Origin of the sequence: Klebsiella sp. CN_Kp075 (assembly GCF_040065055.2) — a bacterium.
Taxonomy (GTDB): Bacteria; Pseudomonadota; Gammaproteobacteria; order Enterobacterales; family Enterobacteriaceae; genus Klebsiella; species Klebsiella aerogenes.
Genome location: NZ_CM198050.1, coordinates 1,535,539 through 1,558,117, shown reverse-complemented (window position 1 = coordinate 1,558,117; position 22,579 = coordinate 1,535,539). Strand labels below are relative to the sequence as shown.

At 58.4% G+C, this 22,579-nt stretch carries 20 protein-coding genes; 10 read left to right on the top strand and 10 right to left on the bottom strand.

Annotation, left to right across the window (positions count from 1 at the left end; genetic code table 11):
• Positions 1-13 precede the first annotated feature (13 nt).
• The 3 genes from nrdA to yfaE all read left to right on the top strand — a co-directional run bounded on the left by nrdA (position 14) and on the right by yfaE (position 3,784).
• Positions 14-2,299: a class 1a ribonucleoside-diphosphate reductase subunit alpha gene (gene nrdA / locus ABLV78_RS07490; protein ID WP_015365619.1), complete on the top strand. Its 2,286-nt coding sequence runs from the start codon at positions 14-16 to the stop codon at positions 2,297-2,299.
• Positions 2,300-2,399: 100 nt separating this feature from the next.
• Positions 2,400-3,530 carry a class Ia ribonucleoside-diphosphate reductase subunit beta gene (nrdB, locus tag ABLV78_RS07485; protein WP_047043245.1) on the top strand — a complete coding sequence of 377 codons (1,131 nt, stop codon included), beginning with the start codon at positions 2,400-2,402 and terminating at the stop codon, positions 3,528-3,530.
• Complete coding sequence (gene yfaE / locus ABLV78_RS07480) at positions 3,530-3,784, top strand: class I ribonucleotide reductase maintenance protein YfaE (RefSeq protein ID WP_015365617.1); 255 nt, start codon at positions 3,530-3,532, stop codon at positions 3,782-3,784. Before nrdB ends, yfaE begins: the two co-directional genes overlap by 1 nt.
• A gap of 94 nt (positions 3,785-3,878) precedes the next feature.
• Here the strand turns inward: yfaE and glpQ are convergent, their stop codons facing one another.
• Both glpQ and glpT read right to left on the bottom strand, forming a co-directional pair.
• On the bottom strand, positions 3,879-4,946 hold the full coding sequence (glpQ, locus tag ABLV78_RS07475; RefSeq protein ID WP_047043247.1) for a glycerophosphodiester phosphodiesterase: 1,068 nt from the start codon (positions 4,944-4,946) through the stop codon (positions 3,879-3,881).
• A 9-nt stretch (positions 4,947-4,955) separates the two neighbouring features.
• A complete protein-coding gene (glpT, locus tag ABLV78_RS07470) occupies positions 4,956-6,302 on the bottom strand; it encodes a glycerol-3-phosphate transporter (protein ID WP_015365615.1) in 1,347 nt (448 codons plus the stop codon).
• Positions 6,303-6,572: 270 nt separating this feature from the next.
• On the opposite strand from glpT, the gene glpA reads away from it, so the two are divergent.
• From glpA to glpC, 3 genes are read left to right on the top strand one after another with little or no spacing between them, the layout of a single operon-like run.
• Positions 6,573-8,195 carry an anaerobic glycerol-3-phosphate dehydrogenase subunit A gene (glpA, locus tag ABLV78_RS07465; protein ID WP_047043249.1) on the top strand — a complete coding sequence of 541 codons (1,623 nt, stop codon included), beginning with the start codon at positions 6,573-6,575 and terminating at the stop codon, positions 8,193-8,195.
• Entirely contained in the window at positions 8,185-9,444 is a 1,260-nt protein-coding gene (gene glpB, locus ABLV78_RS07460; protein WP_047043250.1) for a glycerol-3-phosphate dehydrogenase subunit GlpB, read from the top strand. The genes glpA and glpB overlap by 11 nt, the downstream gene beginning before the upstream one ends.
• On the top strand, positions 9,441-10,628 hold the full coding sequence (glpC, locus tag ABLV78_RS07455; protein ID WP_047043252.1) for an anaerobic glycerol-3-phosphate dehydrogenase subunit GlpC: 1,188 nt from the start codon (positions 9,441-9,443) through the stop codon (positions 10,626-10,628). The genes glpB and glpC overlap by 4 nt, the downstream gene beginning before the upstream one ends.
• Position 10,629: 1 nt before the next feature.
• On the opposite strand, the gene ABLV78_RS07450 is transcribed toward glpC, so the two are convergent.
• The 3 genes from ABLV78_RS07450 to ABLV78_RS07440 form a co-directional block, all read right to left on the bottom strand.
• Complete coding sequence (locus tag ABLV78_RS07450; RefSeq protein WP_045391423.1) at positions 10,630-11,829, bottom strand: nicotinamide mononucleotide deamidase-related protein YfaY; 1,200 nt, start codon at positions 11,827-11,829, stop codon at positions 10,630-10,632.
• A 94-nt stretch (positions 11,830-11,923) separates the two neighbouring features.
• On the bottom strand, positions 11,924-12,466 hold the full coding sequence (locus ABLV78_RS07445) for a YfaZ family outer membrane protein (RefSeq protein WP_015365610.1): 543 nt from the start codon (positions 12,464-12,466) through the stop codon (positions 11,924-11,926).
• Between the two features lie 283 nt (positions 12,467-12,749).
• Complete coding sequence (locus ABLV78_RS07440; RefSeq protein ID WP_047043255.1) at positions 12,750-13,667, bottom strand: Rpn family recombination-promoting nuclease/putative transposase; 918 nt, start codon at positions 13,665-13,667, stop codon at positions 12,750-12,752.
• Between the two features lie 137 nt (positions 13,668-13,804).
• Between ABLV78_RS07440 and nudI the strand changes: the two genes are divergently transcribed.
• Positions 13,805-14,230: a nucleoside triphosphatase NudI gene (nudI, locus tag ABLV78_RS07435; protein WP_047043259.1), complete on the top strand. Its 426-nt coding sequence runs from the start codon at positions 13,805-13,807 to the stop codon at positions 14,228-14,230.
• On the opposite strand, the gene ABLV78_RS07430 is transcribed toward nudI, so the two are convergent.
• Complete coding sequence (locus ABLV78_RS07430) at positions 14,227-15,636, bottom strand: sensor histidine kinase (RefSeq protein ID WP_047043261.1); 1,410 nt, start codon at positions 15,634-15,636, stop codon at positions 14,227-14,229. The two genes, nudI and ABLV78_RS07430, sit on opposite strands and share 4 nt — an antisense overlap.
• Complete coding sequence (gene tctD / locus ABLV78_RS07425; RefSeq protein ID WP_047043263.1) at positions 15,623-16,300, bottom strand: transcriptional regulator TctD; 678 nt, start codon at positions 16,298-16,300, stop codon at positions 15,623-15,625. Before tctD ends, ABLV78_RS07430 begins: the two co-directional genes overlap by 14 nt.
• A gap of 133 nt (positions 16,301-16,433) precedes the next feature.
• Between tctD and ABLV78_RS07420 the strand changes: the two genes are divergently transcribed.
• From ABLV78_RS07420 to ABLV78_RS07410, 3 genes are read left to right on the top strand one after another with little or no spacing between them, the layout of a single operon-like run.
• The gene (locus tag ABLV78_RS07420) at positions 16,434-17,414 is read left to right on the top strand and encodes a Bug family tripartite tricarboxylate transporter substrate binding protein (protein WP_047043266.1); all 981 of its coding nucleotides are present in this window, start codon (positions 16,434-16,436) and stop codon (positions 17,412-17,414) included.
• Between the two features lie 15 nt (positions 17,415-17,429).
• Entirely contained in the window at positions 17,430-17,861 is a 432-nt protein-coding gene (locus tag ABLV78_RS07415) for a tripartite tricarboxylate transporter TctB family protein (RefSeq protein ID WP_047043267.1), read from the top strand.
• A gap of 11 nt (positions 17,862-17,872) precedes the next feature.
• On the top strand, positions 17,873-19,390 hold the full coding sequence (locus ABLV78_RS07410) for a tripartite tricarboxylate transporter permease (RefSeq protein WP_015365603.1): 1,518 nt from the start codon (positions 17,873-17,875) through the stop codon (positions 19,388-19,390).
• On the opposite strand, the gene menE is transcribed toward ABLV78_RS07410, so the two are convergent.
• Genes menE through menB form a run of 3 tightly spaced genes read right to left on the bottom strand, consistent with a single transcriptional unit; the run spans position 19,387 to position 22,567 of the window.
• Complete coding sequence (gene menE / locus ABLV78_RS07405) at positions 19,387-20,748, bottom strand: o-succinylbenzoate--CoA ligase (protein WP_047043269.1); 1,362 nt, start codon at positions 20,746-20,748, stop codon at positions 19,387-19,389. The two genes, ABLV78_RS07410 and menE, sit on opposite strands and share 4 nt — an antisense overlap.
• Entirely contained in the window at positions 20,745-21,710 is a 966-nt protein-coding gene (gene menC, locus ABLV78_RS07400) for an o-succinylbenzoate synthase (protein ID WP_047043272.1), read from the bottom strand. Before menC ends, menE begins: the two co-directional genes overlap by 4 nt.
• Entirely contained in the window at positions 21,710-22,567 is an 858-nt protein-coding gene (gene menB / locus ABLV78_RS07395) for a 1,4-dihydroxy-2-naphthoyl-CoA synthase (protein WP_015365600.1), read from the bottom strand. The genes menC and menB overlap by 1 nt, the downstream gene beginning before the upstream one ends.
• Positions 22,568-22,579 lie beyond the last annotated feature (12 nt).

Sequence of the window (22,579 nt, the reverse complement as noted above, 5' to 3'; positions counted from 1 at the left end):
AGGTAAAAACCACATGAATCAGAGTCTGCTGGTGACAAAGCGCGACGGTAGCACCGAGCGTATCAATCTCGACAAAATCCATCGCGTACTAGATTGGGCGGCAGAAGGACTGAATAACGTTTCGATTTCTCAGGTAGAACTGCGTTCGCATATTCAGTTCTATGACGGCATCAAAACCGCCGACATCCACGAGACCATTATTAAGGCCGCAGCGGACCTGATCTCCCGCGATGCGCCGGACTACCAGTACCTCGCCGCGCGACTGGCGATTTTCCACCTGCGCAAAAAAGCGTTTGGCCAGTTTGAACCGCCGGCGCTGTACACCCATGTGGTGAACATGGTCGAAAAAGGTAAATACGATCATCATCTGCTGGAAGACTACACGGAAGAAGAGTTCCAGCAGATGGACGGTTTTATCGACCACTGGCGCGATATGAACTTCTCCTATGCCGCCGTTAAGCAGCTGGAAGGTAAATACCTGGTGCAGAACCGCGTCAGCGGCGAAATCTATGAAAGCGCCCAGTTCCTCTATATTCTGGTCGCGGCTTGCCTGTTCTCTAACTATCCGCGTGAGACCCGTCTGGACTACATCAAGCGTTTCTATGACGCGGTGTCCACCTTTAAAATTTCGCTGCCGACGCCGATCATGTCCGGCGTGCGTACCCCTACTCGTCAGTTCAGCTCCTGCGTGCTGATCGAGTGCGGCGATAGCCTGGATTCGATCAACGCCACCTCCAGCGCGATTGTGAAATACGTTTCCCAGCGCGCCGGTATCGGTATCAACGCCGGCCGCATTCGCGCGCTGGGTAGCCCGATCCGCGGCGGCGAAGCTTTCCACACCGGCTGCATCCCGTTCTATAAGCACTTCCAGACCGCGGTGAAATCCTGCTCGCAGGGCGGCGTTCGCGGCGGCGCGGCCACCCTCTTCTATCCAATGTGGCATCTGGAAGTCGAAAGCCTGCTGGTGTTGAAAAACAACCGCGGCACCGACGCCAACCGCGTTCGCCACATGGACTACGGCGTGCAGATCAACAAGCTGATGTACACCCGCCTGCTGAAAGGCGAGGACATCACCCTGTTCAGCCCGTCCGACGTTCCTGGCCTGTACGATGCGTTCTTCGCCGATCAGGACGAGTTCGAACGTCTGTATACTAAATACGAAAAAGACGACAGCATCCGCAAACAGCGTATTAAAGCCGTTGAGCTGTTCTCGCTGATGATGCAGGAACGCGCCTCCACCGGCCGTATCTATATCCAGAACGTTGACCACTGCAACACCCACAGCCCGTTCGACCCGGTTGTCGCGCCGGTGCGTCAGTCTAACCTGTGCCTGGAAATCGCCCTGCCGACCAAACCGCTGGACGATGTGAACGACGAAAACGGCGAAATCGCGCTGTGCACGCTGTCGGCGTTCAACCTTGGCGCCATCGATAGCCTCGATGAGCTGGAAGATCTGGCGGTGCTGGCGGTGCGCGCCCTGGATGCGTTGCTGGATTATCAGGATTACCCAATCCCGGCGGCCAAACGCGGCGCGATGGGTCGTCGTACGCTGGGCATCGGCGTTATCAACTTCGCTTACTATCTGGCGAAACATGGCAAACGCTACTCCGACGGCAGCGCCAACAATCTGACGCACAAAACGTTCGAAGCTATTCAGTATTATCTGCTGAAGGCCTCCAACGAACTGGCTATCGAACAAGGCGCCTGCCCGTGGTTCAACGAAACCACCTACGCGCAGGGTATTCTGCCGATCGATACCTACAAGAAAGACCTGGATGCGATCGTGAGCGAATCCCTGCATTTCGACTGGGAGCAGCTGCGCGAATCCATCAAAACCCACGGCCTGCGTAACTCCACGCTCTCCGCATTGATGCCGTCTGAGACCTCTTCGCAGATCTCCAACGCCACCAACGGCATTGAGCCGCCGCGCGGCCACGTGAGCATCAAAGCGTCGAAAGACGGGATCCTGCGCCAGGTCGTTCCGGATTACGAAAATCTGCAGAACGCCTACGAACTGCTGTGGGAAATGCCGAATAACGACGGCTATCTGCAGCTGGTCGGCATCATGCAGAAGTTTATCGATCAGTCGATTTCCGCCAACACCAACTACGACCCGACGCGTTTCCCGTCCGGAAAAGTGCCGATGCAGCAGTTGCTGAAAGACCTGCTCAACGCCTATAAATTCGGCGTGAAAACGCTGTACTATCACAACACCCGTGATGGCGCGGAAGACGCCCAGGATGACCTGGCGCCGTCAATTCAGGACGACGGCTGCGAAAGCGGCGCATGTAAGATCTAAGGTATTTTTGCCGGGTGGCGCGATGCCTACCCGGCCTACGGTTTTGTAGGCCCGGCAAACGCAGTGTTGCCGGGCGATACAATCTCAACAGGACCCACTCATGGCATACACCACTTTTTCACAGACGAAAAACAATCAACTGCTTGAGCCGATGTTTTTTGGCCAGCCGGTTAACGTGGCCCGCTACGATCAGCAAAAATATGACATCTTTGAAAAGCTGATTGAAAAGCAGCTTTCCTTCTTCTGGCGCCCGGAAGAAGTCGACGTTTCGCGCGATCGCATCGACTATCAGGCGCTGCCGGAACATGAAAAGCATATTTTCATCAGCAACCTGAAATATCAGACGTTGCTCGACTCCATCCAGGGCCGTAGCCCGAACGTCGCGCTGCTGCCGCTGATTTCCATCCCCGAACTGGAAACCTGGGTGGAAACCTGGGCCTTTTCCGAGACGATCCACTCGCGCTCTTACACCCATATTATTCGCAACATCGTCAACGATCCGGCGACGGTGTTCGACGATATCGTGACCAATGAGCAGATCCAGAAACGCGCGGAAGGCATCTCGCACTATTACGATTCGCTGATCGAAATGACCAGCTACTGGCATTTGCTGGGCGAAGGCACCCACACCGTCAACGGCAAAACCGTGACCTTGAATCTGCGCGAGCTGAAAAAGAAACTGTATCTGTGCCTGATGAGCGTCAACGCGCTGGAAGCGATCCGCTTCTACGTTAGCTTCGCCTGCTCCTTCGCCTTTGCCGAACGCAAGCTGATGGAAGGCAACGCCAAGATTATTCGCCTGATCGCCCGTGATGAAGCGCTGCACCTGACCGGCACTCAGCATATGCTGAACCTGCTGCGCTCCGGCAGCGACGATCCGGAAATGGCGGAAATCGCCGAAGAGTGCAAACAGGAGTGCTATGACCTGTTCGTGCTGGCGGCGCAGCAGGAAAAAGAGTGGGCGGACTATCTGTTCCGCGACGGCTCGATGATCGGCCTGAACAAAGATATTCTCTGCCAGTACGTCGAGTACATCACCAATATCCGCATGCAGGCGGTGGGCCTCGATCTACCGTTCCAGACCCGCTCCAACCCGATCCCATGGATCAACACCTGGCTGGTTTCCGACAACGTTCAGGTCGCGCCGCAGGAAGTGGAAGTCAGCTCTTATCTCGTCGGCCAGATCGATTCTGAAGTCGACGCTGACGATCTGAGCAACTTCCAGCTGTAATGAAGCGGATTTTCTTGAGGATTTCTGACACTCGCCTTGAGTGTCAGGATGAACATCCTTCCCTGTTGGCCGCGCTTGAATCGCATAACATCGACGTGGAGTATCAGTGCCGCGAAGGCTATTGCGGTTCCTGCCGCACGCGTCTGGTGTCAGGCCAGGTTGACTGGCTGACCGAACCGCTGGCGTTTATCCAGCCGGGAGAAATTTTGCCCTGCTGCTGCCGGGCGAAAGGCGATATTGAGATCGAGATGTAGTGTTGTCGATGTGTGCGGCCTGATGCCCTCACCCCGGCCCTCTCCCACAGGGAGAGGGGGAAAACATAAAAAAGGGCCTTACGGCCCTTTTGTTTTATTTCGCGTCCAGGAACTGCACCGCTTTATCCGGGAAATCGGTAAACAAGCCGTCGACGCCCGCCTGGTTATACAGCACGTCATAGAGCTGATTAACGTTAGTGGCGTACTCCGGCAACTGATCCGCGCGCACGGTGTACGGATGTACCTGCAGATGGCTGGCGTGCGCCTCTTTTACCATCGCCGTCAGCTTCACCGCGCCCGGCTTCGAGCCTTCCGCTACCAGCATATGGTAATCCGGGCCGATACCGTCGGCGTACTGCGCAATCTGCGCCATCGCCCCCGGCTTGAACATCCAGTCATAGCTGTAGTTCACCCATTTACCATCGGCCTGTTTCTGCTGCGTTTCATTCCAGTCGGTATAGGCGATGAGCTGCACCAGATTGAGATCCATCCCCATCTTCGGCTCCAGCTCATTCTTAATGCGTTTGAGCTCGTTGGCGTCAAAGCACTGCAGATAAACCTTATCCTGCTTGCTGGTGTAGCCATATTCCTTCAGCACTTTCAGCGTGCTGGCGGCAATATCTTTGCCTTCCTGATGGTGGAACCACGGCGCTTTGATTTCCGGGTAGATACCGATATTTTTACCCGTCGAATGGTTTAGCCCCTGTACAAACTCAATCTCTTCTTCAAAGGTATGAATACGGAAATCGGATTTACCCATCGGGAAACGCCCGGGATAGGTTTGCACGTTTTTACCATCTTTCGGCTCAAAACCTTCGGTGAACTTCAGCGACTTAATCTCGGCCAGGGTAAAGTCAATAGCGTAAAAACGACCATCTTTACGCGCCCGCTGCGGGAAACGCTGCGCTACGTCAGTCACCCGATCAAGATAGTGGTCATGCAACACCACCAGCCGGTCGTCTTTGGTCATCACCAGGTCTTGCTCAAGGTAATCCGCCCCCTGAGCGTAAGCCATCGCTTTCGCCGGCAGGGTATGTTCCGGCAGATACCCGCTGGCGCCGCGGTGGGCGATGACAATTTTCTCTGCCGCGACGGCGCTGAAGCACAGCGCCGCACTGGCCAAAATCATTCCGCTCATTAGCGCGGTAAGTTTCATTTTCATCGCCGCTCCTTAGGCTTGTTTCAGTTGTTGATGATGACGACGCTCGCCAAGCATAACGATAATCAGCAGCAGAACCGCCAGTACGCTACCGCCAATCATTACCATGAAGCCGCCGTCCCAGCCGAAGAAATCGACGGTATAGCCAACAATGGCGCTCGCGGCTACGGAACCGCCGAGATAACCGAACAGACCGGTGAAGCCCGCAGCGGTGCCGGCAGCTTTTTTCGGCGCCAGTTCCAGCGCATGCAGACCGATCAGCATCACCGGGCCGTAAATCAGGAAGCCAATGACGATCATACAGGCCATATCGACGCCCGGATTACCCGGAGGGTTCAGCCAGTAAACGATAGTGGCAATCGTCACCAGGGTCATAAAGAACACGCCGGTTGCGCCGCGGTTGCCTTTAAATACTTTGTCCGACATCCAGCCGCACAGCAGGGTGCCGGGGATCCCCGCGTACTCATAGAGGAAGTAGGCCCAGGAGGACTTATCCAGCGCGAAGTGTTTGACCTCTTTCAGGTAGGTCGGCGACCAGTCCAGAATGCCGTAGCGCAGCAGATAAACGAAGACGTTAGCGATAGCGATGTACCACAGCAGCTTGTTTGGCAGAATGTACTGCATAAAGATCTGCTTCGCCGTCAGCTCTTCTTCGTGCTTTTCGCTATAGTCATCCGGATAGTCGTTTTTATACTCTTCGATCGGCGGCAGACCGCAGGACTGCGGGGTATCTCGCATCATCGCAAAAGCAAAAATGGCCAGCAGAATCGCGCCGAAGGCGGGCATATACAGCGCCGCGTGCCAGTCGTTAAACCACGCCATCCCCAGCAGGAACAGCAGCGGCGGAATACCGCCGCCGACGTTATGCGCGCAGTTCCACACCGAGACAATCCCGCCGCGCTCTTTCTGCGACCACCAGTGCACCATGGTACGTCCACACGGCGGCCAGCCCATCCCCTGGAACCATCCGCAAAGGAACAGCAATACGAACATGATCATGATGCTGGAAGTCGCCCACGGCACGAAGCCCATCACCAGCATCACCAGCGCCGCCAGAATTAACCCTGCGGGCAGGAAAATGCGCGGATTCGAGCGGTCGGAGACCGATCCCATGATGAATTTCGAAAATCCGTAGGCGATGGAGATACCGGAAAGCGCGAAACCGAGGTCGCCACGAGAGAACCCCTGCTCAATCAGATAAGGCATCGCCAGCGCAAAGTTCTTACGAACCAGATAGTAAGCGGCATAACCGAAGAAGATGCCAATAAAGATCTGCCAACGTAATCGACGATACAACGGGTCGATTTCCGCCGCCGGCAAACGCGCTTTATGCGCTGCGGGTTTAAAAATACTTAACATATCAGCCTCCGTGGCCATTGCTGTTTCACTGACATCGACGCAAAAAATCTAATTTATTCACGCACTTCTAATTAGGTCGCGATGGTAGGCAAAGCGTAGAACTAATACTGTGAAATATCGCACATTTTGTTACAGATATATGACAAAATTTTCCATTGTGAGCACAAAATCACAGCAAACGCTCGAATTGCGCGCAAATATGCTCGAAATCAAACATTCCACACTTTTGATATGGCTAAATGGTGTAAAACGAAAGTAGAGGACCGGAAGATGGCCGAGACGCAAGAATTTGATGCGCTGATTATTGGCGGCGGCGCCACCGGCGCGGGAATCGCCCGCGACTGCGCCCTGCGCGGGTTACGCGTAGCGTTGATTGAGCGGCACGATATCGCCACCGGCGCCACCGGCCGTAACCATGGTCTGTTGCACAGCGGCGCACGCTATGCCGTCACCGATGGCGAATCCGCGCGCGAATGCATCAGCGAGAATCGCATTTTACGCCGCATCGCCCGCCACTGCATTGAACCCACCAACGGGCTGTTTATCACCCTACCCGAAGATGACATCGCCTGGCAGCAAACCTTTATCAACGCCTGTCAGCAGGCCGGTATCGATGCCAAACCGCTTACCCCCGCTGAAGCTTTGCGTCTGGAACCCGCGGTCAACCCGACGCTGCTTGGCGCCGTACAGGTACCGGACGGCACCGTCGATCCGTTCCGCCTGACGGCCGCTAATATGCTCGACGCCCGCGAACACGGCGCGCAGATCCTCACCGGCTGCGAGGTTACCGGCCTGCTACGTCAGGGCGATCGTGTGTACGGCGTACAGATCTACGATCATCAACGTCACGAAGCGCGCAGTATGCGTGCACAGGTCGTCGTCAACGCCGCCGGGATCTGGGGCCAACGCATCGCGGAATACGCCGATCTGCGCGTCTCCATGTTCCCGGCAAAAGGCTCGCTGCTGATCCTCGACCACCGCATTAATAACCAGGTGATTAACCGCTGCCGCAAGCCGGCGGATGCCGATATTCTGGTGCCCGGCGATACCATCTCGCTGATTGGCACCACCTCGACGCATATTCCTTATGACGAAATTGACGATAACCGGGTGACGACGGAAGAGGTCGATACGCTGCTGCGCGAAGGTGAAAAACTGGCGCCGATCATGGGACGTACCCGAGTACTACGCGCTTACTCCGGCGTCCGGCCGCTGGTCGCCAGCGATGACGATCCCAGCGGACGCAGCGTCAGCCGCGGTATTGTGCTGCTCGACCACGCCGCGCGCGACGGTATGGAAGGCTTTATCACCATCACCGGCGGTAAGTTGATGACCTACCGTCTGATGGCGGAATGGGCCAGCGACGCCGTCTGCCGCAAACTCGGCAATACTGAGCCGTGCCGCACCGCGGAGCGTCCGCTGCCGGGCTCGCAGGAAGCTACAGAAACCACGCTGAAAAAGATTATCTCGCTACCGACACCGCTGCGCGGGTCGGCGGTCTATCGCCACGGCGACCGCACCCCGGCATGGCTCGGCGACAGCCGCCAGCACCGCAGCCTGGTCTGTGAATGTGAAGCGGTCACCGCCGGGGAAGTGCAGTACGCGGTAGAGAATCTGGCGGTGAAGAATCTGCTCGACCTGCGCCGCCGGACCCGAGTCGGTATGGGCACCTGCCAGGGGGAACTGTGCGCCTGCCGCGCCGCCGGGCTGCTACAGCGCTTCAACGTCGCCACACCGGCGCAGTCGTTAACTCAGCTGTCGGAATTTCTTAATGAACGCTGGAAGGGCGTTCAGCCCATCGCCTGGGGCGACGCGCTGCGCGAAAGTGAATTTACCCGCTGGGTCTACCTCGGCTTATGCGGACTGCAAAAGGAGCATCAGGATGAAATTTGATTGCGCCATCGTCGGCGGCGGACTAGCCGGTCTACTGTGCGGGCTGGCGCTGAATCAATACGGCCTACGCTGCGTGATAATCAGCCGCGGGCAAAGCGCGCTGCACTTTTCCTCTGCTTCGTTAGACCTGCTCTCGGCGCTGCCGAACGGTGATACCGTCACAGACGTCGCACAAGGTCTTCAGCAACTGGCCGTTCAGCTTCCTGAACACCCTTACTCCCGCCTCGGCGCAGACGCGGTGCTCGAATACGCCAGGCAGACCGAAACGCTGCTGGCCGCTTGCGGCGCGAACATGCAAGGCGAAGCGCGCCAACCTCATCTGCGGGTGACGCCGCTGGGGACGTTGCGCCCGGCGTGGCTGTCGCCGGAAGAGGTTCCGCTGGCGCCCTTCGCGCAGCAACGGGTATGCCTGGTAGGAATTAGCGGTTTTGCCGATTTTCAGCCGCACCTGGCAGCCGCCGCCCTCGGGCAGAGCGGAGTGAATGCCACCGCCGCGGAGATTGATTTACCGCTGCTTGATGTGCTGCGCGATAACCCTACGGAGTTCCGTGCCGCCAACATCGCCCGCGTGCTTGATAATGAAAACCTGTGGCCTGCCCTGCAGTCCGCGCTGCTGCCGCTGGCGCAAGAGTACGAGCTGCTGATGATGCCCGCCTGTTTTGGGCTCGCGGATAATCGCCTCTGGCATTGGCTACAGGAACATCTGCCCTGCCCGCTGCGTCTGCTGCCGACGCTACCGCCTTCGGTGCCGGGGATGCGCCTGCATAGCCAGCTTCAGCGTCAGTTCATCCGCACCGGCGGTACCTGGCTTGCCGGTGACGAAGTGGTGAAAATCAGCCATCAGCAGGGCGCCGTCGAGGCCGTATGGACGCGAAATCACGGCGATATCGCGCTGCGCCCGCGCTTTACCGTGCTGGCGAGCGGTAGCTTTTTCAGTAACGGTCTCGTCGCCACGCGTGATAGCGTGCGCGAACCGATTCTCGGCCTCGATCTGCAGCAAACTCTGGCGCGCGATAGCTGGTATCAGCGTGATTTCTTCGCGTCACAACCGTGGCAACGCTTTGGTTTAAAGACGGACCCCATGCTGCGCCCACACCTGCTCGGCCAGCCGCTGAGTAATCTTTTCGCTATCGGCTCGCTGCTCGGCGGTTTCGATGCCATTCAACTCGGCTGCGGCGGCGGCGTTTGCGCCGTCACCGCGCTGCATGCCGCCAGACAGATCCACGACCTTGCAGGAGGCCGGCCATGAACGATACCCGCTTTGAAAGCTGCATAAAGTGTACGGTCTGTACCACCGCCTGCCCGGTGAGCCGGGTGAATCCGCGCTATCCTGGCCCGAAACAGGCGGGGCCGGACGGCGAACGTCTGCGTCTGAAAGATGGCGCGCTGTACGACGACGCGCTGAAATATTGTATTAATTGCAAACGTTGCGAGGTGGCCTGTCCATCTGATGTGAAAATCGGCGATATCATTCAACGCGCGCGTGCGCAGTACAGCCAGCAAACACCGACTCTGCGCGATGCTATCCTCAGCCATACCGACCTGATGGGTACCCTTTCCACGCCTTTTGCGCCGCTGGTCAACGCCACGACCGGTTTAAAACCGGTGCGCCGCCTGCTCGATGCGGCGCTGAAAATCGACCATCGCCGCACGCTGCCAAAATATGGCTTCGGCACCTTCCGCCGCGCTTACCGCCAGCTCGCCGCCGCACAGGCGCAGTACAGCGAGCAGGTGGCTTTCTTCCATGGCTGCTACGTCAACTATAACCACCCGCAATTGGGTAAGGATCTGATTCGCGTCGTCAACGCGCTGGGTACCGGCGTGCAGCTCTTATCAAAAGAAAAATGCTGCGGCGTCCCGCTTATCGCCAACGGCTTTTTTGACAAAGCGCGCAAGCAAGCGCACAGCAACGTCGCCGCCATGCGCGAAAACACCTTGCCGATCATCGCCACCTCTTCAACCTGTACTTTTACCCTGCGCGATGAATATCCCCATCTCCTGGATATCGATAACAGCGATCTGCGGGATCGGGTGGAGTTAGCAACCCGCTGGATTTGGAAACAGCTCGATGCCGGCAAAACCCTTCCATTGCGCCCGCTGCCGCTGAAGGTGGTCTATCACACTCCATGTCACATGGAAAAAATGGGCTGGTCGCTATACACCCTTGAGCTTTTGCGCCAAATCCAGGGCCTACAGCTGGAAGTACTGGATTCGCAGTGCTGCGGTATCGCCGGCACCTTCGGCTTTAAGTCGGAAAACTATTCGTCGGCGCAGGCGATTGGCGCACCATTATTTCGCCAGATTGAGGAGAGCGGCGCGGACTTAGTGATTACCGATTGCGAAACCTGCAAATGGCAGATAGAGATGTCCACCAGCAAGCGCTGCGAACATCCCATTACTCTGCTGGCGCAGGCGCTGGGGGCGCCTGCCTGAATCAGTCGATAAACAGCGTCTCGACGACGTTGATCCAGCCATGCTCGCCGCTGACCGGCTTACCGTTGAGCCAGCGGCGCAGCATATTCAGCGCCATCATGGCGCACACTTCTTGTCGCACCGCCAGCCCGTGGCGATTCACGCTGAACTTAACCCGCAGCGCGTGCGTACCTTCCGGCGTCGCCAGCACAAAGTTCAGGTAATCGGCCTCCTGACCGCTGACCGACAATGCCAGTCCGGCAAAATGGTTTACGCGCCGCTCGGCGGCCCAGCGCGCCGATTGCGCTAACGTCTCCTCCTGCGCCGGCACCACTTCGCTGGCGAGAAGCGGCGCGTTCGCCCGCCTCAGCTGCAGCGCCAGCAGGCCGCTGGTGAACTGTTCGCTCAAGGTCAGGCTAAGCTGACGCTCCTGCAGGCAGCGCGCGATCTGCGCCGGTAACCCTTCCGTGCCCTCGAAGATAACGCTCTCCCCGGCCACTTTACGCACCTCTGGCCACAGCGCCAGCATCGCATCGCGCTGCGTCGCGGGACCGGTCAACTTCAGTTCGATAATCGGCATTGACGAGCGATAGCCCATCACCACACCCGGGGGGAGTTGCAGGTGGTTGAGGCTCTGCGCCAACTCGCTTTCCGAACGTCCGAAGGTAGTTAAACGCAGACAAACCGGCGGCGACGGAAGCGTGAAGCGCGCACGTAAACGCGGTACGATCTCCTGCTCGACCATAACTTTGAATTCAGACGGCACGCCGGGGGTGAAAAACATCAGGCAGCGGTTGAGCTGTACGGCGAACCCGCAGGCGGTGCCCACCGGATTATTGATCATTTCGGCGCTGGCGGGGATTTCCGCCTGCTTGCGATTGCTTTGCGCCATTGGCCGACCGCGCTCGGCAAAGAATCGCGTCATCGTCTCCAGCCATTCAGCGTTGAGGACCAAACCTTCGCCTTTCGCCGTCGCCGCCGCCAGCGCGCTAAGATCGTCGCTGGTCGGCCCCAGACCGCCATTCACGATCAGCACATCCGCCTGTTCGCTGCGTTCGCGCAGAATAGCCACCAGCGCGTCGAGGTCATCGCCGACGGTATTGCGGCGCGTTAACGGTAAACCCTGATTAAAAAAGTAATCCGCCAGCCAGGCGGCATTGGTATCGACAATCTGCCCATGCAGCACTTCATCGCCGGTGGACAGCATTTCCACTTGTAGCATTATGAACTCCAGCCTGATAAGTCGAATTACTATAGCGCAAAGGCGCGGGCTGGCGACGAAGAAATTTGGCGCGGCGGCAGGCCGCGCCGGAGGATTAGAAGCTGGCGCTGGCGCCGATGTACGGACCGTCGGCGATAGTGTTATCACGGTTGCCGTCTTTACCCGCCAGGTTCAGATAGCGATAGCCTGCCTGGATGCTAAGCGGACGCATAATGGTCCAGCTGGCGCCGACGTTAGCTTCTTCATAGCTATCGATGCCGCTGGAGAGTGAATCAGGCGAGTAGTAATAGTCGCCGTACAGACGGAAGCTATCGCCGATTTTCCACTGCAGGCCGCCGCCGACCGCCGCCGCGTAACCTTCATCGCCCTGCTTCGGATTGGTGTAGATACCTTTGCCGCCCACGGTCGCCAGGAATGGTCCCAGCGGAATATTCAGACCCAGACCCAGGCCCGCGGCGTCGCCGTCGTTATCGCTATGCAACCAGTTGCCGGAAATTGCCAGGCCGGTGGATTCGGTGCCGAAGCCAACGCCGAGGTTGGTATAGTGCTCGCCGGCTTCGCCGGTAACGCTAATAGCATGGGCCGCCGAGGAAACCATCATTACCCCGGCCAGGGCCATAAAAATGCTCTTTTTCATTATTTACTCTATCCAGAAAAGAAGAATCAAAGAAGTCCCGAAAAAACCAGAAAATTCTACTGCGCACCCGTCAGGAATCAATGACCTGGCGAAATGATTTTTCACAAGAGTGTAACCAGTTGCGTCTTTTTACATCAATACCGACGCGCATTTGCGAAAGAAAGTAAATTCCACCGAATTCAAATTCAGCGTAGTTATATTTAATTAGGTTGTATTGATTAAATAAATATATATTAACCTGCGCAATCAGCGTCGCGCAGGCCGTTTGAAAGAAGCAGAAAAATTAATGGGCGAGCAGGGCCAGACGCTCCGGCGCAAGCCCCGTCAGCTTCGCCACCAGCGCCAGGTCAAGCCCGTTTTCCAGCATCGCCTGGGCAATACGTTGCGTAGCCAATTGTTCTCCCTGTTCAAGACCTTGCTGCAGGCCCTGCTGATGGCCGCGTTGTTCCAGAAACTGGGCAATGTTCATTAGCGTCTCCTTATGCGGCCGTCTGGGGACATTTTGCGCAAGATTACGTAAAAAGGCGACCGGATCGGCGGCATTTCCTGCCTGCAATAAATAGTGAAGCAGCGTCCTGAGCTGTCTGCGGCTAGTGTATCCCAGCGCCAACAGGCTGGCTAGTTGCTCCTGCAGTTCCATCATATCGCGTTGCCGGATATGCTTTTGCAGCAACTCAAGCATCGCGACCCGTCGGTGCTGCATTATTGTATCGTCAGGAAGCACCGTGATATCGATTAAGTGAAAATCCTGATTGTATACCTGCCGCGCGGTTTGCGGATGAGCAAATCCTTCCAGCCAGCACATGGGATACGGCCAGGGCGAGACTTGCCCATGATAAAAAAGCAGCGGGATCACCAATGGCAGTTGTGTATGCCCTTTATCCAGATGCCGCTGCATCGCTGCTATCGCATAACGCATCAGGCGAAATGCCATATGACGGTCCACAGAGCTTTGATGTTCGATAAGCAGATAGATATATCCGTCTCCCGCCTGAGTTTGCAGCGAGTAAAGAATATCGGAATGGCTGGCGCGCAGGTCTTCATCGATAAAACTTCCGGATTCCAACTGCAGCGTTTGCAGATTGCATAATTCTCGCAAATGTTCAGGAAGGTGAATATCCAGAAAATCCCGCGCCGTCGCCCGATGCGACAGCAGGTGTTTAAACACGGCGTCATGTGGGGAATGGGTGGTCCTTTCCATGGTGGCTCTCCATAAGATAATTTCGCCTAACTTAGCACTCTGTAGAGCCAGCGCCGTATTTCCCTTGCGGTTTGCCGAGGCGCCTCGCAAACTGTTTCCTCGATACCCGGCCCGACTCACTGCGAAGGAGAAAAATCATGCGTCAAAGGACGATTGTTTGCCCGCTAATCCAAAATGATGGCCATTACCTGTTGTGCAAGATGGCTGCCGACCGCGGGGTTTTTCCCGGACAGTGGGCGCTGTCCGGCGGCGGCGTGGAACCGGGGGAAAGTATTGAAGAGGCGCTGCGACGCGAAGTCCGCGAGGAGCTTGGCGAAAAACTGCAGTTGACCCACATCACGCCATGGAGCTTCCGCGATGATACCCGCGTGAAAACCTATGCCGATGGTCGCCAGGAAGAAATCTACATGATCTATTTGATTTTCGATTGCACAAGCGCCAACCGCGAGGTCACGATCAACGAGGAATTCGACGATTACGCCTGGGTGAAGGGCGAAGACCTGCAACATTACGATCTTAATGCCGCGACCCGCCTCACCCTCAGCCAGAAAGGGCTGCTTTAAGCCACGGTCAGCAGACGCAGCGTCACCTTTAATCCTCCCAGGCTTTCGCTGCGCGACAGCTGCGGCCGGCTACGATGCAGACGCGCGATATCGTTTACCAGCGCCAGGCCCAGCCCGGCGCCGGGTAGACCGCCGCCATTCTCCAGCCGTCGAAACGGCGTTAGCGCCTGGTTAATCAGGTTTTCCTCGATACCCGGGCCGCTATCCTCCACGCTCAGCGTGACGGCTTCGCCATCGCGATGCAGGCTCAGCGTCACCGTTCCGCGTTCCGGCGTGTAGCGAATCGCATTGTCGAGCAGGTTGGCGCACAGTTCGCCCAACAAAACGCCATCACCCAAAACGTACACCGGCGACTGTTCGCCCTCATAACCCAGATCGATGTTTTTACTGCGCGCCTGAGCAATACGCGAAAAACAGCTATGGTGCACGACCTCCTGCAGATCGACCGCGGCAAACGCCTGCTCGCCCTGCTCCCGGCGTTTCACCGTCGCCAGTTGCAACAAACGTTCGGTGAGTAAAATCGTATCATCCAGCGTCGCGCGCATGGCCTGCAAACTCTCGCGCCACAGCCGCGGATCGTCGCTGGCCAGCGCCACCGAAGCCTGGGTTTTCAGGACCGCCAGCGGCGTTTTCAACTGATGTGAAGCATCGGCGCTAAAGCGTTCCTGCCGGGAGATCATCACCCGCAGGCGGTCGATATAGCGGTTAAAAGCCACGATCAGCAGCCGCGTTTCCGACCACGGCAACAATTCCGGTAGCGGCGTCAGCAGGCCGGGTTCACGGCGCACCATCAGCGCCGAGAGCTGACGCATTGGCCGCAGAACGCGGCGCAGTAGCCACCCCGCCAGTACCAACGTCAACAGCACTAATAAGCCCTGCGACACCCAGGATGAGAACAGCAGTTGCCCGGCCAGCCAGCGCCGCGACTGCAGCGTTTCGGCAATATAAATCTCCGCCATACCAACGATGCCGCCTTCGTTGACCGGCTGCAGCAGGCGCGCCACGCGGATGGCCTGACCGCGGTATTCGGTATGATAAAACCATGCCAGCGCCGGATAAAGTTGAGTTCGTGAAGTGGCCGGCGGCATTGCCGGCAGATCGTCAAAGCCGGAAATCACTTTCCCCTGCGGGTCGACCACCTTGTAATACAGCCGGTCGTTCATGTTGAGTTCAAAGCTGTCCAGCACCACCCAGGGCACATTGACCTCCAGATGGCCGCCGCGCACTACCAGCCGCTCCGCTACGGTACGCGCCGAGGAGAGCAGCGTACGATCGTAGGCCTGCGTCGCCGCCTGCAGTGCGCTCACGTAGCTATTGAATGCCGATAACCCCCATAACAGCGCCAGCGGCAGGCCGAGAAACAGCAGCAGTTGGGCATACAGCGATTGCGGTTTACCCCAGCTCATGCGGCTCACACTCCAGCAGATAGCCCAGCCCGCGTAGCGTAGTGACACGCACGTTACTCTGCTGGAGCTTCTTGCGCAGACGGTGAATGTAAAGTTCGATGCTTTCCGGACTGACGTCGTCGCTGAGGCTAAACACCTGTTCAAACAACTGCTGGCGGGAAACCGGACGGGTACGGCGAAACATCAGCACTTTCAATAGCGCCAGCTCGCGCGGCGTCAGGGGCAACATCTCACCGCGCAGCAGAAAATAGCCTTCATCGCGATATTCCAGATCGCCAAGCTGCTGCACCTCATGGACCTGCCCTTCGCTACGTCGCAGCAGCGCCCGCAGCCGGGCGTCGAGCTCCTCCAGCTCGAAAGGTTTAGGCAGGTAATCGTCGGCGCCGACGTTCAGCCCTTTCACCCGGTCAGCTACCGCGCTGCGCGCGGTCAACAGCAGCACCGGCAGCGTTTGTCCGCGCTTACGTAACCGCTGTACCACCTCGAGGCCATCTAAGCCCGGCATACCGATATCCAGCACCGCCAGCGCATATTTTTCGCTTTGCAGCAGGTGATCCGCCGCCCGGCCATCAAAAACGCAATCCACGGCAAAACCGCCCTGCACCAACGCTTTTTCCAGCCAGTGAGCCAGCTCACGGTTATCCTCGGCTAATAAGAGACGCATATCACATCCTGTAAAGTTGCTGCCGCATTGAAAGGGAAATGAAAGGTAACTGTTTTAACAATCACGCAACCGAATCGCCACATGTCGGTTCACATAATCAGAAAAACATTCCCTGTACCAACTGAGGAAGCCTATGAAAACGCCATTTTTCCGCCATCTTAGCGCCATCGCGCTGTGCCTCTGTACAACCACCGCTTTCGCGGCGCAAGCCCCGTCCCGCACCGAATGTATCGCGCCCGCCAAGCCCGGCGGCGGCTTCGACCTCACCTGTAAGCTGATTCAGGTGAGCCTGATGGAAACCGGCGCGATCGAGAAACCGATGCGCGTCACCTATATGCCCGGCGGCGTCGGCGCGGTAGCCTATAACGCCATCGTCGCCCAGCGCCCGGCGGAAGCCGGAACCGTGGTCGCCTTTTCCGGCGGCTCGCTGCTGAATTTGTCGCAGGGGAAATTCGGCCGCTACGGCGTTGATGACGTGCGCTGGCTGGCCAGCGTCGGTACCGACTACGGCATGATTGCCGTACGCGCCGATTCGCCATGGAAAGACCTGAAGTCATTCATGACCGCGATGGAGAAAAATCCCGCCACTATCGTCATTGGCGCCGGGGCCTCCATCGGCAGCCAGGACTGGATGAAAGCGGCGCTGCTGGCGCAAAAAGCCAACGTTGACCCGCACAAGATGCGCTACGTCGCCTTTGAGGGCGGCGGCGAGCCGGTAACCGCGCTGCTCGGCAACCATGTGCAGGCGGTCTCCGGCGATCTCAGTGAAATGGTACCGTACCTGCGGGGAAATAAGATCCGAGTCCTTGCGGTCTTCTCCAACGAACGTCTGCCGGGCGCGCTGGCCGATGTCCCTACCGCTAAAGAGCAGGGCTATGACCTGGTCTGGCCGATTATTCGCGGCTTCTTTATGGGCCCGAAAGTAAGCGATGCCGACTACCAGTGGTGGGTTGATGAATTCACTAAACTGCAGCAAACCGATGAGTTCAAAAAGCAACGTGAACTGCGCGGCCTGTTTGAATTCAACATGAACGGCAAGGAGCTCGATACCTATGTAAAACAGCAGGTCAGCGATTATCGCGAACAGGCGAAAGCCTTTGGCCTGGCTAAATAATCCGCGGAGGCGCTAATGAGCGATCGTATCTTTGCCGGAGTCTGGCTGTTGTTATGCATTGGCGGCCTGTTTATCGCCTGGCAGATCCACAGCGAATACTCGTATGAACCCGTCGGCCCGCGCCCTTTCCCATTGGGTATTATCGGCCTGATGCTGCTGTGTTCGGCGCTGATGCTGCTGCGTCGCCCGGACGCCATCGAGTGGCCGGGACGACATGTCCTGCAACGGCTGTTAACCATGGTCGTGGTGCTGGTGATCTATGCCTGGGGATTTGAATGGCTGGGCTTTCCGCTAGCCACCGCGCTGCTGACGGCGGTGATCGGCCTGCTGTTCGGCGCCACGCTACCGGCGGCAGGTATTGCCGGCGTGGTGATGGGCGTCTCGTTATGGTACGCCTTTGATACCTTACTTGATGTGACTCTGCCGCTTGGCGTCTGGTTAAATTAACGGAGAAGCTTATGGATACCTGGATCTATCTGTCGCAGGGTTTCGCCGTCGCCATGACGCCGGAAAATCTGCTTATCGCCCTCATCGGCTGCTTTGTCGGAACCATCGTCGGGCTGCTGCCCGGCCTCGGGCCGATTAACGGCGTCGCCATTCTGCTGCCGCTGGCCTTTGCCCTGCACCTGCCCGCGGAATCGGCGCTGATCCTGTTGGCGACGGTCTATATCGGTTGCGAATATGGCGGGCGTATTTCGTCTATCCTGCTGAACGTGCCCGGCGATGCCGCCGCCATCATGACGGCGCTTGATGGCTATCCCATGGCGCAGCAAGGGCGCGGCGGCGTCGCGCTGTCGATTTCCGCCGTCAGCTCTTTCTTCGGTTCGCTGATTGCGATCGGCGGTATTATTCTGTTCGCGCCGCTCCTCGCCCAGTGGTCGCTGGCGTTCGGCCCGGCGGAATATTTCGCGCTGATGGTGTTTGCCATCGCCTGCCTCGGCAGCATGATGGCGCAAAACCCACTGAAATCGTTCCTCGCGGCGTTAATCGGTTTGGGCCTGGCGACGGTCGGCGTCGATGCCAACACCGGGGTTTACCGCTTCACCTTCGACAGCGTCCATCTCTCCGATGGCGTGCAATTTATTGTGGTGGTTATCGGTCTGTTCTCCGTTTCGGAGATTCTGTTGATGCTGGAGAGCACCAGCGGCGGGCAAACGCTGGTGCGTAAAACCGGGCGCATGCTGTTTAACACCAAAGAGGCCGCGCAGTGCGTCGGCGCGACCCTACGCTCTTCCGTGGTGGGTTTCTTCGTTGGTATTCTACCCGGCGCCGGGGCGACCATCGCCAGCGCCATCACCTATATGACGGAGAAAAAAATCAGTGGTAATAGCGATAACTTCGGCAAGGGGGATATTCGCGGCGTGGCGGCGCCGGAAGCCGCGAATAACGCCTCCGCCTGCGGTTCGTTTATTCCGATGCTGACGCTTGGCGTGCCTGGCTCCGGCACCACCGCGGTCATGATGGGCGCATTGACGCTGTATAACATTACGCCCGGCCCGGCGATGTTCACCGAACAGCCGGATATCGTCTGGGGGCTCATCGCCGCGCTGCTTATCGCCAACGTGATGCTGCTTATTATGAACATTCCGCTGATTGGCCTGTTCACCCGCATGCTGACAATCCCGCTATGGTTCCTGGTACCCGCCATCGCCGCCGTTTCCGCCGTTGGCGTCTATGCGGTTCACAGCACCACCTTTGACCTGTTGCTGATGGTTGGCCTCGGCGTGCTCGGCTACATCATGCGTAAAATGCACTTCCCGATGTCGCCGCTGATCCTCGGTTTTGTATTGGGCGAGATGCTGGAGCAGAACCTGCGCCGCGCGCTGTCAATCAGCAACGGTAATCTGGCTATCCTCTGGGAAAGCGGCGTAACCAAAACGCTGCTGATGCTGGCTGTCGCCGTGCTGGTGGTACCGCCGCTGCTGCGTCTGAGACGTAAACAGCGCCAGCGCCGCGCCGAGGCCAATATCGGCTAAACCGGCGAATTGACCCATTCGCGCAGCGCCCGGCGCGAAATCTTAATCCCGCCGTTCTTTAACGTTTCCGGCAGCCGTAGCCACTGTATCGGCTGCTGGAAACGCGCTAACCGTTCAGCACTCCATGCCGCCAGGGTGGTCATTTCGCAGCCATCCTCGCATTCAACCACCGCCACCGGGCGCTGGCCATATTCGACATCATCCTGCGGCACAATAAACACCTGCTGAACCTGCGGATGGGCGAGTATCACGCGCTCAACCTCCTCCGGCTGAATGCCTTCGCCGCCGCTAAAAAAGAGATTATCCAGTCGCCCAATAACCGACAGTCGACCGGCACGTAACTCCCCGCGATCGCGCGTCGCAAACCAGCCTTCATCGTTGGTTAATGACAACAGTTGACCATTCCGCCAGTAGCCGGCGGCCATGCTCGCCGCCCGTAGCCAGATCTCGCCGGCGACAATTTTCACCTCCCGCCCCGGCAGCGCTTCGCCCACATCCGCCTCGCCGTCGGCCTCTTTAGCGCAGACCGTGGAGGCGAATTCGGTGAGGCCATAGCCGCAGAAGCTGCGTATCCCCCGCGCTCGCGCCCTTTCGGTCAGCTCGACGGGGATCGCCGCGCCGCCAAGCAGCACCGCCTTGAGTGAAACATCGGCATCGCCATTCAGCAGGCGCCATAGCTGAGTCGGTACCAGTGAAGCATGGGTACAGCCCAGCAGCGCTTGCTCCAGCGGTTGTCTATCGCGCACCGTCAGCCGCGCGCCAGCCAGCAGCCAACGCCAGATGATCCCCTGCCCGGAGACATGGAACAATGGTAGCGACAGCAGCCAGTCGTCCTCCCCGGCAAACGGCATCAGCGCCAGCACGCCAGCGGCGCTGGCCAGATGGGCGCTGGCGCTATGCACCGCCGCCTTCGGCAGGCCGGTTGAGCCGGAGGTTAACGTCATCGACACCAGCCGTTCGCCATGCCAGCAAACGGCATGGGCGGCTTCTGCCGCCTGCAGAGTTAACGCCGGTAAATTCCCCGGCAGCGTATCACCGTTAAGCACCAGTTGATGCTGTACGGTTAACGCAGGCAGCAGTTCCTGCAGCAATGCCATAGGCAGCTGCGGATTAAGCGGCAGCACCCGCGCCCCGCACTGCAGCAGCGCCAGCCAGGCGAGTAGCGTCTCCGGCTGGTTGTAGGCCCGTAGCGCCACGCCCTGACCTTCCATTACGCCCTGCGCGGCAAAACCAGAAGCCAGCGCGTCAATCCGCGCGCACAGCTCACGCCAGGTCAACGCCTGGTCATTCAGGCGTAGCGCCTGCGACTCGCCGCGTAACTGACGCCAGTGGCGCCACGGCCAATCGGAAAACATCACAGCAGTTGCTCCAGCTCATCAGCATTGAATATTGGCAGCGTACTCTCCGGCCACGCCCGCACCAGCTGCGCGCCCATCAGCGCCAGCGTGTCGAGTCCGGGGATAGTCTGCGGGGTCAGCCAGGCGGCGATCCGCGCCAGCTGCGTTAACCCCAGGCTGGACTCGATCGACGAGCTAATCACCGCGCTCAGCCCCAGCGCATGCGCCGCAGCAACCTGTTGCTGAACCTTTTGCAAGCTGCCGGTCAGCGTCGGTTTGATCACCACCGCGCGCACGCCGGGCTCGGCGACAAAGCGGAAATCCGCCTCGCGCAGGCTTTCATCCCAGGCGATAGCGATACCGGTCTGCTGGCTGAATTCGCGCGAATCGTCGCGGCTTTTGCACGGTTCTTCGAGAAAGGCAATGCGTTGGCGATACGCCGGATTAACGTATTTGGCGAACTGCTGCGCTTTGACCGGCGTCCACGCCCGGTTGGCATCCAGCCGCAGCTGCAGGTCGGGGATCGCTTCCAGCAGCAGATTCACCACCATGCCGTCACGTACCGCCTCCCACAGCCCCACTTTCACCTTAGCGACTTTCTCGCCGGGCATCGCCGCCAGTTTGGCGAACAGTTCATCCGGGTCGCCGGAACAGAGCGGCGCCGCGCGATAATCCGCCGCCTGCGGTAGTTCGCCGCCAAGCTCCGCCTGCGCGCAGCTAATACCAAAAGCAACGGAGGGCTGCATGGGAAGCGGCGGCTCGGCGCCGTCGCGCCAGGCCCGCGCCCACGCCAGCAGCGTCATTTGCGCCTCTTCCAGCGTTTCGTCACTGAATCCCGGCAGGGGAGAAATTTCCCCCCAGCCTTCGCGTTCGCCCTCCTGCAGGCGGATGAACAGCCCATCGCGGGTTTTTAACCGCCGTTCGCGCAGAACCACGCCCGCGTCCATCGGTATCTGCCAGCGGTAAACCTGCGAAACGCGCATTATGGATTCCGTTTAAATTTGCTGAAGTCCGGCTGACGTTTCTGGTTAAAGGCGTTACGCCCTTCTTGCCCTTCTTCCGTCATGTAGAACAGCATGGTGGCGTTACCCGCCAGCTCCTGCAGCCCGGCCTGGCCATCGCAGTCGGCGTTCAGCGCCGCTTTCAGGCAACGCAGCGCCATCGGGCTGTTTTGCAGCATTTCACGGCACCAGCGCACGGTCTCTTTTTCCAGATCCGCCAACGGGACCACGGTGTTCACCAGCCCCATATCCAGCGCCTGCTGGGCGTCGTACTGACGGCACAGGAACCAGATTTCGCGCGCTTTTTTCTGCCCGACGATACGCGCCATATAGGAAGCGCCCCAGCCGCCATCAAAGGAGCCGACTTTAGGCCCGGTCTGGCCGAAGATGGCATTATCCGCCGCGATGGTCAGGTCGCACATCATGTGCAGTACGTGGCCGCCGCCGATAGAGTAACCGGCGACCATCGCTACTACCGGTTTCGGGCAGGTGCGGATCTGGCGCTGGAAGTCGAGTACGTTGAGATGGTGAACGCCGGAGTCGTCCTGATAGCCGCCGTAGTCGCCGCGGACTTTCTGGTCGCCGCCGGCGCAGAAAGCTTTATCGCCTTCACCGGTCAGCACGATGACGCCGATATTGTCGTCATAGCGGGCATCCGCCAGCGCCTGAATCATCTCTTTAACGGTCAGCGGACGGAAGGCGTTGCGCACCTGCGGACGATTGATGGTGATTTTAGCAATCCCGTCAGTCGATTTTTGATAACGAATATCGGTATAGCCTTCTGAGCAATCGTGCCATTCAACGGGGGCATAGAGCATTGCTTCATCAAGAGAGATCATAGAATGTCCTTC